Origin of the sequence: Bradyrhizobium sp. 604_D8_N2_3 (genome assembly GCF_051810765.1) — a bacterium.
In the GTDB taxonomy this organism is placed as follows: Bacteria; Pseudomonadota; Alphaproteobacteria; order Rhizobiales; family Xanthobacteraceae; genus Bradyrhizobium; species Bradyrhizobium barranii.
In genome coordinates, this window is the sequence record NZ_JBPWPM010000001.1 from 3,685,948 (window position 1) to 3,700,160 (window position 14,213).

General features: G+C 60.9%; 13 protein-coding genes. 9 read left to right on the plus strand and 4 right to left on the minus strand.

Translation table 11 applies throughout. The features are described from left to right. The 3 genes from AB7245_RS17355 (at position 1) to AB7245_RS17365 (ending at position 2,901) form a co-directional block, all read left to right on the plus strand. Positions 1–960, plus strand: coding sequence for a helix-turn-helix domain-containing protein (locus AB7245_RS17355; RefSeq protein WP_439034449.1), 960 nt, complete (start codon positions 1–3; stop codon positions 958–960). A 137-nt stretch (positions 961–1,097) separates the two neighbouring features. Then, entirely contained in the window at positions 1,098–1,811 is a 714-nt protein-coding gene (locus tag AB7245_RS17360) for an SDR family NAD(P)-dependent oxidoreductase (protein WP_439034450.1), read from the plus strand. A 10-nt stretch (positions 1,812–1,821) separates the two neighbouring features. Then, complete coding sequence (locus AB7245_RS17365; RefSeq protein ID WP_439035732.1) at positions 1,822–2,901, plus strand: NAD(P)H-dependent flavin oxidoreductase; 1,080 nt, start codon at positions 1,822–1,824, stop codon at positions 2,899–2,901. 200 nt (positions 2,902–3,101) lie between these two features. Here the strand turns inward: AB7245_RS17365 and AB7245_RS17370 are convergent, their stop codons facing one another. Then, on the minus strand, positions 3,102–3,524 hold the full coding sequence (locus tag AB7245_RS17370; RefSeq protein ID WP_439034451.1) for a DUF805 domain-containing protein: 423 nt from the start codon (positions 3,522–3,524) through the stop codon (positions 3,102–3,104). Between the two features lie 245 nt (positions 3,525–3,769). On the opposite strand from AB7245_RS17370, the gene AB7245_RS17375 reads away from it, so the two are divergent. Next, a complete protein-coding gene (locus tag AB7245_RS17375) occupies positions 3,770–4,528 on the plus strand; it encodes a ThuA domain-containing protein (protein WP_439034452.1) in 759 nt (252 codons plus the stop codon). 25 nt (positions 4,529–4,553) lie between these two features. Here the strand turns inward: AB7245_RS17375 and AB7245_RS17380 are convergent, their stop codons facing one another. Beyond that, the gene (locus AB7245_RS17380; RefSeq protein ID WP_439034453.1) at positions 4,554–5,441 is read right to left on the minus strand and encodes a haloalkane dehalogenase; all 888 of its coding nucleotides are present in this window, start codon (positions 5,439–5,441) and stop codon (positions 4,554–4,556) included. A 316-nt stretch (positions 5,442–5,757) separates the two neighbouring features. Between AB7245_RS17380 and AB7245_RS17385 the strand changes: the two genes are divergently transcribed. Continuing rightward, a complete protein-coding gene (locus AB7245_RS17385; RefSeq protein WP_439034454.1) occupies positions 5,758–8,625 on the plus strand; it encodes an ATP-binding protein in 2,868 nt (955 codons plus the stop codon). Between the two features lie 224 nt (positions 8,626–8,849). Here the strand turns inward: AB7245_RS17385 and AB7245_RS17390 are convergent, their stop codons facing one another. Beyond that, positions 8,850–9,500, minus strand: coding sequence for an FMN-dependent NADH-azoreductase (locus tag AB7245_RS17390; RefSeq protein ID WP_439034455.1), 651 nt, complete (start codon positions 9,498–9,500; stop codon positions 8,850–8,852). A 203-nt stretch (positions 9,501–9,703) separates the two neighbouring features. Here AB7245_RS17390 and AB7245_RS17395 point away from each other — a divergent pair, with 203 nt between their 5' ends. The 3 genes from AB7245_RS17395 (at position 9,704) to AB7245_RS17405 (ending at position 12,135) form a co-directional block, all read left to right on the plus strand. Then, positions 9,704–11,125 carry a PLP-dependent aminotransferase family protein gene (locus AB7245_RS17395; RefSeq protein ID WP_063986506.1) on the plus strand — a complete coding sequence of 474 codons (1,422 nt, stop codon included), beginning with the start codon at positions 9,704–9,706 and terminating at the stop codon, positions 11,123–11,125. A 127-nt stretch (positions 11,126–11,252) separates the two neighbouring features. Then, a complete protein-coding gene (locus AB7245_RS17400) occupies positions 11,253–11,708 on the plus strand; it encodes a carboxymuconolactone decarboxylase family protein (protein WP_439034456.1) in 456 nt (151 codons plus the stop codon). 106 nt (positions 11,709–11,814) lie between these two features. Further along, positions 11,815–12,135 carry a DMT family transporter gene (locus AB7245_RS17405; RefSeq protein ID WP_085401694.1) on the plus strand — a complete coding sequence of 107 codons (321 nt, stop codon included), beginning with the start codon at positions 11,815–11,817 and terminating at the stop codon, positions 12,133–12,135. A 187-nt stretch (positions 12,136–12,322) separates the two neighbouring features. On the opposite strand, the gene AB7245_RS17410 is transcribed toward AB7245_RS17405, so the two are convergent. After that, complete coding sequence (locus AB7245_RS17410) at positions 12,323–13,552, minus strand: cupin domain-containing protein (protein ID WP_439034457.1); 1,230 nt, start codon at positions 13,550–13,552, stop codon at positions 12,323–12,325. Between the two features lie 337 nt (positions 13,553–13,889). Between AB7245_RS17410 and AB7245_RS17415 the strand changes: the two genes are divergently transcribed. Beyond that, positions 13,890–14,195, plus strand: coding sequence for a hypothetical protein (locus AB7245_RS17415; protein WP_439034458.1), 306 nt, complete (start codon positions 13,890–13,892; stop codon positions 14,193–14,195). Positions 14,196–14,213 lie beyond the last annotated feature (18 nt).

Below are 14,213 nucleotides of genomic sequence, written 5' to 3' on the forward strand. Positions count from 1 at the left end.
ATGTCCAAAGGTCACGCCGGCGTGAATTTATTTAGCCGAAATCAGGAAGTGACATCTCGGCCGACGCCGTCGGGCGAGCGCAGCTCCAATAAATACGGCGTCTCGGGGCTGCTGGCCTCATCCGCCGCGCGAGGTTGGTCAAATCTCACGGCAGAGCTTCGCAGCCACCGCGGTACGGTTGCCTGGAACACCCCCCAGCCTGATGCCGAGATCTGCGTTGATGTGCGCGGTAGTCGGTCCGTTGTCACGCGTCGGCTGGACGGGGCCATCGACACGACCATCTCCGAACGTGGAACCATCTGGTTTCGTCCGGCCGGCGTGCACGAAGGCCTGATCGACATGTCCGAGCCGGTGCCCGCGATCTTGCATCTTTACCTACCGACCGGCTTGTTCTTGTCGCATGATCTGGGTGAAGGGTTCGGCGCGACGGCGATCGATACACTCCGCCACAAGGGCGGCTTCCGCGATCCACTGCTTGCCGAGATTGCCTTTGCCATCATGCTCGAACTGGAACACGAGACGTCCGCGGGCAGGCTGCTCGCCGAAACCCTGGCATTCAGTCTGGTGGCAAGATTGATCCAGAACCATACTGCGCCGCGGTCCGGCCTGGTCACGCCGGCCGCAGGGGAAGGGCTCGACCGACGCAGATTGGCGCGCGTGCTCGACTATATCGAAGCCAATTTGGAGGGCGATCTGACGGTAGCGCGGCTAGCCTCGGTTGCCTGCCTGAGCGAGTTTTATTTCGCGCGCGCGTTCAAGGCCGCCATCGGCAAATCGCCGCATCGGCATGTCAGTGCAAGGCGCCTCGAACGCGCCAAGGACCTGCTCTGCGATGCGGACCGGGCCTTGGTCGATATTGCCCTCGGGCTCAGGTTTTCGTGCCAGGCCAATTTCACCCGCGCATTCCGGCGAGCCACGGGCCAGACACCGGCGCAATATCGGCGAAACCGGCTGGCTTGACTTTGTTACCGATGTAACGATCTGCATCCACCGACGGCAGGAAATGACAATAGCTGAGCAGGCGATGCAAAGCGGCATTGCCTCGATCAGGGTAACTGTTCGCCCATCCATGCACTTTGCGTGAAGGAGAAGCGAATATGACTTCCGAACGGAAGGTTGCCATCATCACCGGAGCATCGCGCGGCATTGGCGCAGGATTGCTCGAGGCCTACCGGGATATCGGCTACCACGTCGTCGCCAGTTCTCGTTCGATCGGCAGGAGCGACGATCCGTCGATGCTCACGGTCGATGGCGATATCGCCAGCGCAAAGACGGCCGATCGCATCGTGGAACTGGCCATCGAGCGCTTCGGACGGATCGATACGCTCATCAACAATGCCGGCCTGTTCATTGCGAAGCCCTTTACCGAGTATTCTGAGGCCGACTTCGCCAAGATGGTCGGGGTCAATCTCGCGGGCTTTTTCAATCTGACGCAGCGGGTGGCGGCGAGGATGCTGCTCGCGGGCTCGGGTCACATCGTCAATATCACGGCCACGATCGCCGAGCAGCCGATGGCGTCACTGGCGGCGGCGCTCGCGGCGCTAACCAAAGGCGGGCTCAACGCGATCACCCGCTCGCTCGCGATCGAGTACGCAAGCCGGAATATCCGCGTGAATGCCATATCGCCTGGTGCGATCGCGACCCCTATGCATGCGCCGGAGGCGCATGGCTTCCTCGCAAGCTTGCAGCCGATGGGCCGCATGGGCGAGATACAGGAGGTCGTCGACGCCGTGATGTATCTTGAGCGAGCGGCTTTCGTCACAGGCGAGATCATGCATGTCGACGGCGGCGCGTCCGCCGGCCACTGGTAGGAAGTGTGCGATGTGGTCTAACCGACGTCTTGTTGAATTGTTCAAGATCGAGCATCCGATTGTGCTGGCACCAATGGCCGGATTGGGCACGGTAGACCTTGCAGCCGCGGTCTCGAATGCCGGCGGCATTGGCTCGATCGGCTGCGCTGTCTTGACGCCTGAGCTCATTGCAAAGACCGTTGCCGAGCTACGGCGACTGACGAAGAAACCAATCAATCTCAACTTCTTCTGCCACGATGCGGCAAAGGCGGACGCCGCTCGCGAGCGTGCCTGGCATGAGAAGCTTTCGTCGTATTATCGCGAACTGGGCATCGCCCCCGCAACGGCTGCACCGCGCCTCGATCTCGCTCCGTTCGGCGATGCCGCGTCCGCCGTAGTCGAACAGGTTCGGCCGGAAGTGGTAAGCTTTCATTTCGGTTTGCCCGAGCCCGGATTGGTCGATCGGGTCAAGGCAGCTGGCTGCAAGGTGATCTCATCGGCGACGACAGTCGACGAAGCATGCTGGCTCGAAAAGCATGGTGCCGATGCGATCATCGCTCAGGGGTACGAAGCCGGAGGACATCGAGGCTTATTCCTCGATTCTGACAGCGAGCGCGCGATCGCCTCACAGGCCGGCACGTTCGCCCTTGTGCCACAAGTCGCTGACGCCGTCAGCGTGCCCGTGATCGCAGCCGGCGGGATCGGGGATGGGCGAGGGATCGCAGCGGCATTCGCACTCGGGGCCGCCGGCGTGCAGGTTGGAACCGCCTTTCTGCTGTGTGCCGAGTCGGCAACGCCCCCGCTCCATCGCGAGGCTCTGCGAAATGCGCGGTTGAACCAGACTGTCGTGACCAACGTGTTCTCCGGGCGACCGGCGAGGGTTCTGGTCAATCGCCTTGCCGCCGAGATTGGTCCCTGGTCGGACGCGGCGCCGGACTTTCCGCTGCCCATGGGCGAACTGTCGCCGCTGCGTGCTGCGGCTGAGCAGAATGGAAGCTCCGATTTCACGCCACTCTGGTCAGGTCAGGCGGCCGCGCTTGCCCGCGAGATGCCCGCCAGAATGTTGATGGATATCCTCGTGCGGGAAGCCACCAAGTCTGGAGGCAGCTGATGTCCGGCTTGGGATACCAACCAAAGTCCGAATTGGGTCGAAGTCCGGCGTCGTTCGCGGCGGATCGGCGCGCCGGGTTTACCCTGCGAAACCGACCTGACGTTGAGGAGCGCTGGCGGCAGGGATGGGCCAGCAGCGGACATTGCGGCTGACTTTCGCGCCACCGTTCGAACGCCCGGCCGGTCTGCTTTGGGGGCGCGCTAGACGCGCCTGCGCGGTAGCGAGGTCGAGCCGAACCGATTGTCGCCAGGCCGTCCGGGAAATACACTCAGGATTGCCGCCAATAAAAGATAAGGAAGCCAATACGGAATGCTGAGCGCGTCGACGAGGAGAGGAATTGCGAGGATTGTGAGCGCCCACCAACCCGAGATGTTGAAGTCATGTAGTCGCTTCACAAGGATTGCAGCGAGCGGCCAGAGCGAGATAAAGAGGACAGCCTGGACGATGGGCCAGTCGAGCGGAGGGTTGACGCTATAGTATTGGGGTCCTGAATCAGTGAGCTTCCTCGCGACGCGCACGACGAGCATATCGACTAGCACAAGTCCCAAAAGTCCCAATCGAAATTCCTGCGGACCGATGCGGCCTTTCATGGATAAGAAATACCAACTGAAAGCTGAATGCATGCGCCTCCGAGATCATCCTGTCCGATAGCTGTCGTGCAACGCTTAAGCAGCATAGGCTATTCAGCCCAACACTATCCGAATAGATAACCTAAAATTGTGCGCACGGGCGGACAATCGCCGACGGTCACAATAGGATCAGGCCAGCAGCGTCGCATAGGACGCCAGAGGGCGATGCCCCCCGGTCGGCGCTGGGCTGATCTGTGCTAGGCTTCGTCAACACATGGTTGGTTTTGGCGGAGGCGGTTGTGAGGCGACGTGAGTTCATCGCGCTCCTCGGCGGCGCGGCGGCAATCCGACCACTCGGCGCGCATGCGGAGCGTCCGCGAGAGCGCATCCTCTATTTCACATACTCCGCCGGCTACCGGCACGATGTCATACCGCTTTCTAAGGTTATCCTGACCCAGATCGGAAGCCATTCGGGTGTTTTTGAAGTCACTGCAACGGAAGACACGTCTGAATTTTCTACCGAAAACCTCGAGCGCTACGCAGCGGTGATGTTCTATACGTCAGGAGAACTTCCGATGAGCGACGCGCAAAAGAGAGCTCTTCTCGACTTTGTGCGCTCGGGCCGCGGGTTCCTCGGCGTTCATTCGGCGACGGACACATTCTACACTTGGCCGGACTATCTCGATCTGGTCGGCGGCTACTTTAATGGTCATCCTTGGCATCAGGCCGTGAAGATCGAGGTGGTTGATCCCGGCGATCCCCTGGTGGCTTTTCTCGGGAATTCGTTGCAAGTCGAGGACGAGATCTACCAAATCGGCGACTTCGACTATCGTGGTTCACGCGTGCTCCTGCGCCTCGACCCAAGCTCGGTGGACCTTGGCAAGACCGGCGTACATCAACGATTCTATGGCTGGCCTCTCACCTGGACCCGATTCTATGGCGAGGGACGAGTATTTTATTCGGCGTTAGGCCACGAGCCGTCAGTTTGGCGGGACGCCCGCTACCAGCGAATTCTCACGAACGCTATCCTGTGGTCTATGCGAAGGTCGCCCTGGTAGACGCCGCGGCACTTCGCATTTGCGGTCAGCCCAACGCCTCCATCCAGCCGGCGACGGCCCGTCCGATCTCGTCCGGCGAGTCTTCCTGGACAAAATGGAGTCCCGAGATTGTCACCTCGGTCTGTGCCGGGAGGCTGCGGGCCAAATCGAGAACCGGGCCATGGGCGAGGATCCCACCGGGCTCCGCCCTCAGGAACAACTTGGGTATATGACTCGTCTTAAGCCAGTCGGCGTAGGCGGTCACGATCGCAGTCACGTCGGCGGGCTCGCCCTCGATGGGGATTTGCCTGGGCCACGTCAGCGTCGGACGCCGGCCCTCGCCGGGCTCGGCGAACGGCCGTCGGTACTCCGCCATATCCTCGTCGGACATCTTGCGAAGGATGGCTCCCGGCAGGATCTTCTCGATGAAGAAATTGTCTCGCAAGACCATTTCCTCGCCTTTCTCGGAACGTAGCCCTTGCAAGGCGTGACGCATTTCGAACTTGTCCCAGTGGTCCCAGTACTGCGGCCCCATGATCGCCTCCATGTACGCGATACCCTTCACGGCCTCGCGGTGGCGGTTGGCCCAGTCGAAGCCGAGCGCCGAACCCCAGTCATGGACGACGAGGGTGACCCGTTCGCGCACGTCCAGGGACTCGAGCAGGGCGTCGAGATAGCGGCGGTGCTCCACGAAGCGATACGAGTTGGGACCGCTGTCAGGCAGCTTGTCGGAATCGCCCATGCCGATCAGGTCGGGGGCGATGCAGCGACCCAGCGGCTTCAGGTGCGGCAACACATTGCGCCAGAGATACGACGAAGTGGGATTGCCGTGCAGCAGTACGATGGGGTCGCCCTTTCCCACCTCCACATACGCCATCTCGCGGCCGAGAACCCGCCGCCGCTGCTTCTTATAGGGAAATGCCGCAGAGATCATGTTCGCTCTCCCGTTTACATTGGGCACAGCGACACCGCGAAGCCTGCGCAACAGCGCGCCGCTGGGCTCGAGAGTGATCTTACTAAGGCCCTGCATCAATCGCTTGCCCGCCATTGATGCTATTATGCTAATCTTGCTCAGAAGATCACCCAAGCAGATGCTGGGTATCAAGCCATTGATATGCCGCGCGTTAAGCGGATAGTTCGACGGCGCTTGCCCACTGCCCAGATCAACGTTTAAGCTGCTTTCCTGGAGCGGTTCCCTGATCTGATGCTGAGATTTTCTTAGGATTACTCAACCGACGGGGCAGGCCGTGATGGCCGAGCAAGGCCTACGAGCCGTCTATGAGTCGAACGGGTGGGAGATCGATCTTACCCAGCGTGAGCTGCGGTTCCGAGGTGTTTCCGTTCCGATCGGGAACCGCGCATTCGAAATTCTGGAGATTCTGGTTCAGTCGGGCGGCGAGCTTGTCACCAAGCGCGATCTTATAGATCGGGTGTGGCCGGTTGCGACGGTCGAAGAAAACACGCTCCAGATTCATATATCCGCCATTCGCAAGGCGCTCGGCGCCGATCGCGAGTTGTTGCAGACGGTGTCCGGCCGCGGCTATCACCTGCGCGGCATCTGGACCATGCGGCCAGCAACCGGACCGGGACATCCACTCTACCTAAAGGAAAGTGCGTCGGCGCAGCCATTAGCGTCGACCAACCTGCCGCAGCCCGTTTCAGCGTTGATCGGCCGCACCGCCGAGGTCGAGGAAATCTCGAAGCTTGTCCGTGCCGGCCGGCTCGTCACCCTGACCGGGGCGGGGGGCATCGGCAAGACACGGCTCGCGCTCGCGGTCGCCCGTGAACTGCTGCCGCATTTTCCAGAGGGGGTGTGGCTGGCCGAGTTCTCGCCGCTCGCTGATCCCAGTCTGGTTCCCATAGCGCTCGCTGCCGCGATCGGACTCAAGTTCGGCGGCGGTGAAATTTCGACGCAGCGCGTGGCGCTGGCACTGGCAGCGCGGCGCTTGTTGGTGGTGTTGGACACCTGCGAGCATGTGATCGACGCCGCGGCGAGGATGGCTGAGGGCGTGCTGCGAGCCGGATCCTCGGCTCAGATCATCGCAACCAGCCGCGAGCCGCTCCGGGCCGAGGGGGAGCAGGTCTACTGGGTGCAGCCGCTCTCGATTCCGACGGAGGACGCGGACGATCTCCTGGAATACGGCGCCGTCAGACTATTCATCGAACGTGCACGAGCAACCGAGGCAGGGGCGGTTCTGGATGGCTATCAGGCAAAGACGATCGCGGCGATCTGCCGGCGTCTTGATGGCATACCGCTCGCGATTGAAATGGCGGCGGCACGTGTCACGGCACTCGGTGTCGAAGAACTCGCCGCTCACCTTGACGATCGCTTTCAGCTGCTGACCGGAGGGCGGACGGCGCTGCCGCGGCACCAAACTCTGCGGGCGACCTTCGATTGGAGCTACGAGCTACTGACTGAGCCTGAGCTGGTGCTCCTCCGCCGGCTCGCGGTCTTCGCCGGCGCCATCGACCTGGAGGCGATCTGCGCGGTGGTAACGGGCGCCGGGATCGCTTTGCCGGACGTGGTCGATGGAATTTCCAGCCTGGTTTCGAAGTCGCTGGTTGTGGCGGAAATCGATGCCACCACGGCGCGCTACCGCTTATTGGATACGACCCATACGTATGCCCTCGAAAAGCTCGGCGAGAGCGGGGAACGGGAACGGCTCGCGCGCCGCCATGCCGAATATTACCGGGACTTGTTCGAGCGGGCTGAAGCGGAGCTGGAGATGCGCCCCACGGTCGACTGGATGGGCGACTACGGACGGCACATCGACAACCTGCGCGCGGCGCTGGGTTGGGCCTTTTCACCCAGCGGTGACGTGCAGATTGGCGCGGGGCTGACCGCGGCCGCAGTGCCCCTATGCGTCCATTCGTCGTTGCTGGAGGAATGCCGCGGCCGCGTGGAGCGGGCGATCGCCGCCCTTGGGGCTGCCGTCAATGGCGACGCGCGCCTCGAGATGAAGCTGCATACCGCGCTCGGTACGACCCTGATATTTGTCACCGACGCGAAAATTCCCGCGCTCGGCGAAGCCTGGACAAAGGCGCTGGAGCTTGCAGAGAGGCTTGACGATGTCGAGCACCAATTGCGGTCGCTGCTAGGCCTGTGGTTCTTTCACCGGGTTGCCGGCCGCCTTCGCGCCTCCTTGACCGCCGCGCAACGATTCAGCGCCCTTGCGGCAAGCCGGTCAAATTCCAACGATCGGCTGATCGGTGAGCGATTGATCGGCATCTCGCAGCAATGCCTCGGCGATCAAGCGAGCGCGCGGTATCACCTCGAACGCATGCTCGCGCACTATGTTCCTCCAGTCCAAAAGTCGCGGATCAGCCGTTTCCGGAGCAACCAGCGGGTGACCGCCGGCGCCTTTCTGGGCCGGACCCTATGGCTGCAGGGATTTCCGGATCGCGCAATGCACGTCACCGAAACATACCTGCATGAGGCATCTGCCAGCAGACACGTCAACTCGGTGTGCTACATCGTCGCCAACGCAGCATGCCCGATCGCGCTGTGGAGCGGCCATATGGATGTCGCAGACCATTACGTGGCAAGGCTGATCGACCTTTCGACCAGGCATTCGTTGATGCGCTATGTTGCCTTTGCCCGCAGCCATCAAGGACTGCTTGCGATCAAGCGCGGAGATACCGCCGGCGGATTGCCGCTGCTGCGGTCAGGCATCGACGAACTCGGCGACGAAGTCAACGCATCGCATCGCTATTTCCTGTTCGTTGGTGAGATGGCGGAAGGCTTGGGGCGTGTCGGGCAAGTGGGCGAAGGACTTTCGGTGGTACACGATGCGATCGCGCGCGCAGAGGAGACCGAAGAACGCTTGAGCATCGCCGAGCTGCTGCGCATCAAGGGCGAACTGCTGCTGTTGCAAGGTGCGCCCGGCGCTGCGGCAACGGCCGAGGATCAGTTTTACCAGGCGATGAAGTGGGCGAGCCTGCAGGGCGCTCTGTCCTGGGAACTACGCGCCGCCACAAGCTTGGGACAGTTGTTTCGCGATCAGGCCCGACCGGCTGAAGCGAAGGCGCTGCTACAACCGATTTACGACCGGTTTACCGAAGGTCTCAACACCGCCGACCTTAAGCGAGCAAGAGGTCTTTTGCGTGATCTCGGTTAAGTCAGTCTCCGTTCTTAGCGAGGCTCTGATGTTTGGGGGAAGTTTTGCTTGCTCAATGGAGGAGGCAAGTACCTCAGCTTCCCGGGCGCTGTACTGGTCTCGCTGGTAGGGAATCCCGCGAGGTGCAGGCGTCCCCCAGCTTCCGCGCGAAACGGTAGCGTCTGCTCGGGGCCAGGAACGGACGTATCGGTGGCCGAACTGAGCGCGGGAAGGCCGTTGCCCGTTCATACAGCTTGCTGAAACGCCCCCGTTAAATGGCGCGCGAAACAGAGGAAGAACCTCTGCATTGCCTGATCCGCCTTGGTTCGGGCTGCGACCAATGCATCGGGACCAAGGGCCGATCCTTCAACGGAGAAGAACGTCAAATCATGCAGCCCGATGGTGCCGAGGATAGCTTTTAGATACGGCGTGAGAAAATCGGGCTGATGCGCGCGATCGCCGGAAAATCGTCCGCCCGAGGACACTGCGACAAAAACCGGGCGGTCGCGCAACGCCCCCAGTTTTCCCTGGGCAGTCACGTCGAACGTTCGACGGACTCGAACGACGTGATCTATCCAAGCTTTGAGAGCGGCAGGCACGGTGAAGTTATGCATCGGAGTTGCGATGACGACGAAGTCCGCGCTCTCCAGTTCCTGGATCAGTTCTTCGGACCGGGACATGGAACCCTCGACAAACATTTCCAGGCAGGATCGCTCGGTCGCGCCAAGAGCAGTTGCGTAGCTTTCGTCGATGTCGGCGACGCCGCTGATCGGCCGAATTATGACGGTTGCCGTCGGCTCGCCATCCAGCAGGTGGCCGACGATTTTCTGAGATAGCCTGTAACTCTCCGAGGCCTGCCCGCGGGGGCTGCAAGTCAAATGCAGTATTTTCGTCATCTGCTTTCCAATCGCTGTTGTCCGAACTCTGATCATCAGCAAAGAGCAATTTCGGCCTGCATCCAAGGACCATGAATGAGCTTTGCGACTGGTCCATGATTTGCCGGCGCAGGCTTGACCGCTGTCGCGTGCGAGGAGTGGAGACCAATCCGAACCGTTATGGCAGAGTGGGTTTTTCGTTCATCGAAAGATCGGATCGGGCCATGCCTGCCGCGAATCCCCGAAAGCTCCCGCCGCTTGATCCGAAGGCTGCAGCACCGTTCTACCGGCAGATTTACGATCGGTTTCGCGACGCTATCGCCACTGGAATGTTGAAGCCTGGTGACCGCATTCCGTCGGCACGGGCGTTGACCAAGGAATTGGGGCTGGCGAGAGGTACCATCGACACGGCTTATTCCTTGCTGGCCGCTGAAGGGTATGTCGAGGCGCGCGGGCAGGCAGGAACCATTGTAAGCCCAGACCTTACGCCGCGAATATCCATTGCGAACCCGACGCCGCGAGCGGATCCCCGGATGGATGCAGTCAGTTTTCGTCCGGATTCCATCCTGCCGTTCCAGATGGGTTTGCCCGCCCTGGATGCGTTTCCCCGGAAGATCTGGGCACGCCTTGGCGCGCGCAGTGCGCGGGCCATGCAGCCTTCCGATATGATCCATCCCCCTGTGTCCGGCTTGCCTTCGCTGCGTGCTGAAATCGCGAGATATCTCCAGGTTTCGCGTGGGATCAACTGCTCCCCGTCTCAGGTGTTCGTGACCTCGGGATACCGCCAAACCGTGGAGCTGATCGGTCATGCCCTGCTGAAGGCGGGTGATCGCGTCTGGCTCGAAGACCCGGGATATCCGCCCACGCGAGAAATTTTCGAATATATGCATATCGAAGGCATCTCGGTGCCGGTCGATGCGGAAGGCATGGTCGTTTCTGATGCCATCAAGCTCGCGTCCCGGGCGCGCGCAGCGGTGGTCACGCCTGCGCATCAGAGCCCGCTCTGCATGTCCCTGTCGTTACCTCGGCGTCTGGCGCTGTTGGACTGGGCCGCGCGAAACAAGGCATGGATCATCGAAGACGACTACGATGGCGAATACCGCTATGTCAGCCGCCCCCTCCCTGCATTGAAAAGCCTCGATCGTGACGGGCGGGTGCTCTATGCGGGTACCTTCAGCAAGGTACTTTTTCCAGGCATGCGGCTGGCCTATCTCGTCGTGCCGGAAGCGCAGGTCGAGCGGTTTGAGGAGGTCACCGAAAGCCTTTCAACTGGCTCTCCGGGGCTTACGCAAACCATCGTCACTTCATTCATCGCCGAAGGACATTTTGCGCGCCATATCCAGCGGATGCGGAGGCTCTATGCCGAGCGCCGCGCGGCAACCGCGGCGGGGCTGGAAAGCGTGCTGGGAAAAAATGTGCGAATAGATTTACAGCCGGGGGGCATGCACCTGATCTTGCGTCTGCGAGGCAACCGTTCAGATCGCCGGCTCGCTGCGAGCATGCGGGAACAAGGCCTGTACGCGGAGGCACTTACGGATTGGACGAGGCGCAATGATGGGGCTTCCGCCCTTCTTTTGAACTTCACGAATATCGCCTCGCGGCGCACGGCCGAAAATTTCGGACGGCGCATTTTGGGATTGATGTGACTGAAGTTCGAGCGTGATCTGCCGGATTATGGAAATCATGGTCCAGCTACAAACGCCTATCATGGACCTTCTTGAATAGGCCAAGATGCGAGACGATGGAATCCTTCAACCAGATGAGGATTCAATCATGAACAAGCGCATCGATTACGCCAAGGCTTCACCGGAAGGCTTCAAGGCTTTTGGAGGGGTCTACGTCTATCTTCAAAAAAGCGGCCTTTCAAAGCAACTTGTCGATCTCGTCTATCTGCGGGTTTCGCAGATCAACGGCTGTGCCTACTGCATCGATATGCACTCCCGCGACCTGCTCAAGTCTGGTGTCGCCGCGGACAAGCTCGTGCTGGTGCCTGTGTGGCGAGACGCGGGGGAAGTCTTTAATGAGCGCGAACGCTCTGCGCTGGCCTGGACCGAAACCGTGACGAGGGTGGCCGAAACCGGCGTTCCCGATGCCGACTACGAGGCCGCCGCCGGCGAATTCAGCGACAAGGAACTCGCTGACCTCACCTATGCCATCGGCCTGATGAGCGCGTTCAATCGATTGGGAATTTCGTTCCGCTCGATCCCCGCTGCCGCCAGTAAGGCTTGAGGCGCCCATCAGCAAGCATGTCGCGCATGGAATCCTCCATGCGCGTCCAGCCCCTCACAAGCGGCCCGGCGGTAACGCCCGGTGACCAGCGAATGGATTGACCCACATGGCATGGATGATATTGGCCTCCGCCGGCCTTCTCGAGATCGGATTCGCCTTCGGTATGAAGTGGTCCGCAGGCTTCACGCTGCTGATACCCGCGCTGTTTACGGCTGCCACCGGTTTGTCGAGTATCTTTCTTCTCTCGCTGGCGCTCCGCACACTTCCCGTAGGAACGGGGTACGCGGTCTGGACCGGTATCGGTGCCGCGGGTACCGCCGTTCTGGGTATCGCAGTGCTGGGCGACTCTGCGTCGCCGGCGCGGATACTTTGCATTGCTTTGATTGTGGCCGGCGTGATTGGACTAAAGCTTGTCTCTGCAAACTGAGGATGCCACTGACGCTCGGGTGCCCGTTTCGGCCTGACCGTTTGATGCTAAGGCGGATCCGGCGACCACCAACGCAGGGCGGCCCAGGTCAGAACATTCATGGCGTTCTCCTTCTGCAGCCGGAGATGGCGCAATCTTGCCGGCGGGCGCCGGACGAATGCGCCGCGATTCACTCCGACTTGGGCGGTTATTCCGGCACGACCAGAGCCTTGTTCGTGCGCAGCGCGCTCATCACCTTCGGATCGAGTTTGAGATGGGCTTGCACCAGTCCCGGCGGTGTTGCCGCCATCCAGGTATCGAGCGAGAAATCGATAAAGCGGTCACTCTTGAACGTCTCGAGAAATCGAAAGTTGGTCGAGCCGGTATTCTCGAGATAGTGGCCCATCGCCACCGGGACGTAACCAACGTCGCCGGCCTGCAGATCAAATGTGCGCGCCTGCCCCTGGCCGGCAAACACACCCATGCGCGCCTGTCCCTCGATGACGTAGAGCCACTCGTCTCCGTTAGGGTGCCAGTGCACCTCGCGCAATCCGCCAGGTTCGAGTTCAACCAGGGCCGCTGCGGTCGTTGTGCTGATTGGAAACAAACGGGAATCGGTGATCCGCACCGTTCCGCCCTTCGTCTTGATGGGCACCTGCTCCATCATCCGCCACGTGTAGCTCGTCTCCGACGCCTTTGCGCCCGATATGGCTTCCGATCCGAGCGGCCCCGGCAACGGGGCCAGGAAAATATAGCGCTCGCTTTCATCGGGAGTGTGGCCGAACAACGAGGCAGGCACTCCGAAATTCTTGCCCAGCACATCGGTCGGTATGCGCTTGAACCAGTCGTTGAGCAGGAAGGTGTTGTCTTCGTCGAAATCGCCATCGTCGAACACGAGAAGAAATTCGCAGCCGTCGGGGCCGAGGCCCTGGATCGAGTGCGGGGTTCCGCCCGGGAAGAACCAGAGATCTCCGACGCCGACGTCATCGACGAAATAGCGTCCCTCGGAATCGACGGCCGTCACGCGAGCCGTGCCATAGAGCATGTAGGCCCATTCTGACGCCTTATGCCAATGCAGCTCACGCACACCGCCCGCGTTCAGGCGCATATTTACGCCGGCCATGGACTTGGCAATGCCTAGCTCACGCTGCGTGACCTGGCGGGTCCAGCCGCCCGGCTCAAGCCGCATATGGGCATCCGAGAACGAGAAGCGCAGGTTCGGCAAGGTGCCATGATCGGTCGACGGCGGTACCAGCAGATCCGGGTTCTGCCGATCCCGCATGAGATTGCGCGGACCGGGATCGGTGCCGCCGTGACCCGGTCGCTGTGGCTGAGGAATCGCGCCGTCCGCGGTTTGCGCGTGCGCCAGCCCAACGCTCGTTAGAAGACCTCCGGTAGCAGTCGCTGCCAACATATAGCGACGAGAAATGGAATCCATGCGCGGTTCTCCCATGATTCCAGGCTACAATGCTTCTGCGCACGCTATCAAAGCAGTACACTTCGATATTTCTCGTTAGCACGAGTTCCAGCGGCTTCGGGCAGGGCGAGCGCCAACATTGGCACTGTCCGCCTCGATGCTTCGATAACCGTATCGGTTTTCGAACCAGGCCGTTGACCCATACCCCCGCTGCGATCGACGAAAGACCCGGGATCACGATGCGGAGCTCTATGCTCGTACGGATGCCATCCACGATGCCTTTGGCGGACAGTTTGCTGCCTTCACTAAGGACGGCGAGGACAACAAAACGCTGTTCGCAAAGACCGGAAAATTGCCGATGCCGGTCTTGGCTATCGGTGGCGATCACTCCGTCGGCACATCGATGAACTCCGACTTGGCCGATGTCGCGAGCGTCGCCAAGAATGCTGTCATAACCAATGCGGGCTTTTTGCCTAATTGTCTCCGGAACTGCTTGAGGTCAGCTTTGGGTTATAAGCAGTCCTCGGCTGAACCGATCGGGCAGGTCAGCTATGGGCCAGAAGCGGACGACGAGACCGAGCGTCTTGGCATCCCCAAGGCCAACGATAAGCTCGAACTTCTCCGGTGGCTGCGTCCATCTGGGCTTGCCTTACGAACCCACTGACTACACGCTACCCAAATG

Coding starts and splice junctions, on each gene's coding strand:
- AB7245_RS17370 (WP_439034451.1), bottom strand. CDS start 3,524: ATGCATTCAGCTTTCAGTTGGTATTTCTTATCCATGAAAGGCCGCATC.
- AB7245_RS17360 (WP_439034450.1), top strand. CDS start 1,098: ATGACTTCCGAACGGAAGGTTGCCATCATCACCGGAGCATCGCGCGGC.
- AB7245_RS17410 (WP_439034457.1), bottom strand. CDS start 13,552: ATGGATTCCATTTCTCGTCGCTATATGTTGGCAGCGACTGCTACCGGA.
- AB7245_RS17380 (WP_439034453.1), bottom strand. CDS start 5,441: ATGATCTCTGCGGCATTTCCCTATAAGAAGCAGCGGCGGCGGGTTCTC.
- AB7245_RS17405 (WP_085401694.1), top strand. CDS start 11,815: ATGGCATGGATGATATTGGCCTCCGCCGGCCTTCTCGAGATCGGATTC.
- AB7245_RS17395 (WP_063986506.1), top strand. CDS start 9,704: ATGCCTGCCGCGAATCCCCGAAAGCTCCCGCCGCTTGATCCGAAGGCT.
- AB7245_RS17390 (WP_439034455.1), bottom strand. CDS start 9,500: ATGACGAAAATACTGCATTTGACTTGCAGCCCCCGCGGGCAGGCCTCG.
- AB7245_RS17415 (WP_439034458.1), top strand. CDS start 13,890: ATGCCGGTCTTGGCTATCGGTGGCGATCACTCCGTCGGCACATCGATG.
- AB7245_RS17365 (WP_439035732.1), top strand. CDS start 1,822: ATGTGGTCTAACCGACGTCTTGTTGAATTGTTCAAGATCGAGCATCCG.
- AB7245_RS17355 (WP_439034449.1), top strand. CDS start 1: ATGTCCAAAGGTCACGCCGGCGTGAATTTATTTAGCCGAAATCAGGAA.
- AB7245_RS17400 (WP_439034456.1), top strand. CDS start 11,253: ATGAACAAGCGCATCGATTACGCCAAGGCTTCACCGGAAGGCTTCAAG.
- AB7245_RS17385 (WP_439034454.1), top strand. CDS start 5,758: ATGGCCGAGCAAGGCCTACGAGCCGTCTATGAGTCGAACGGGTGGGAG.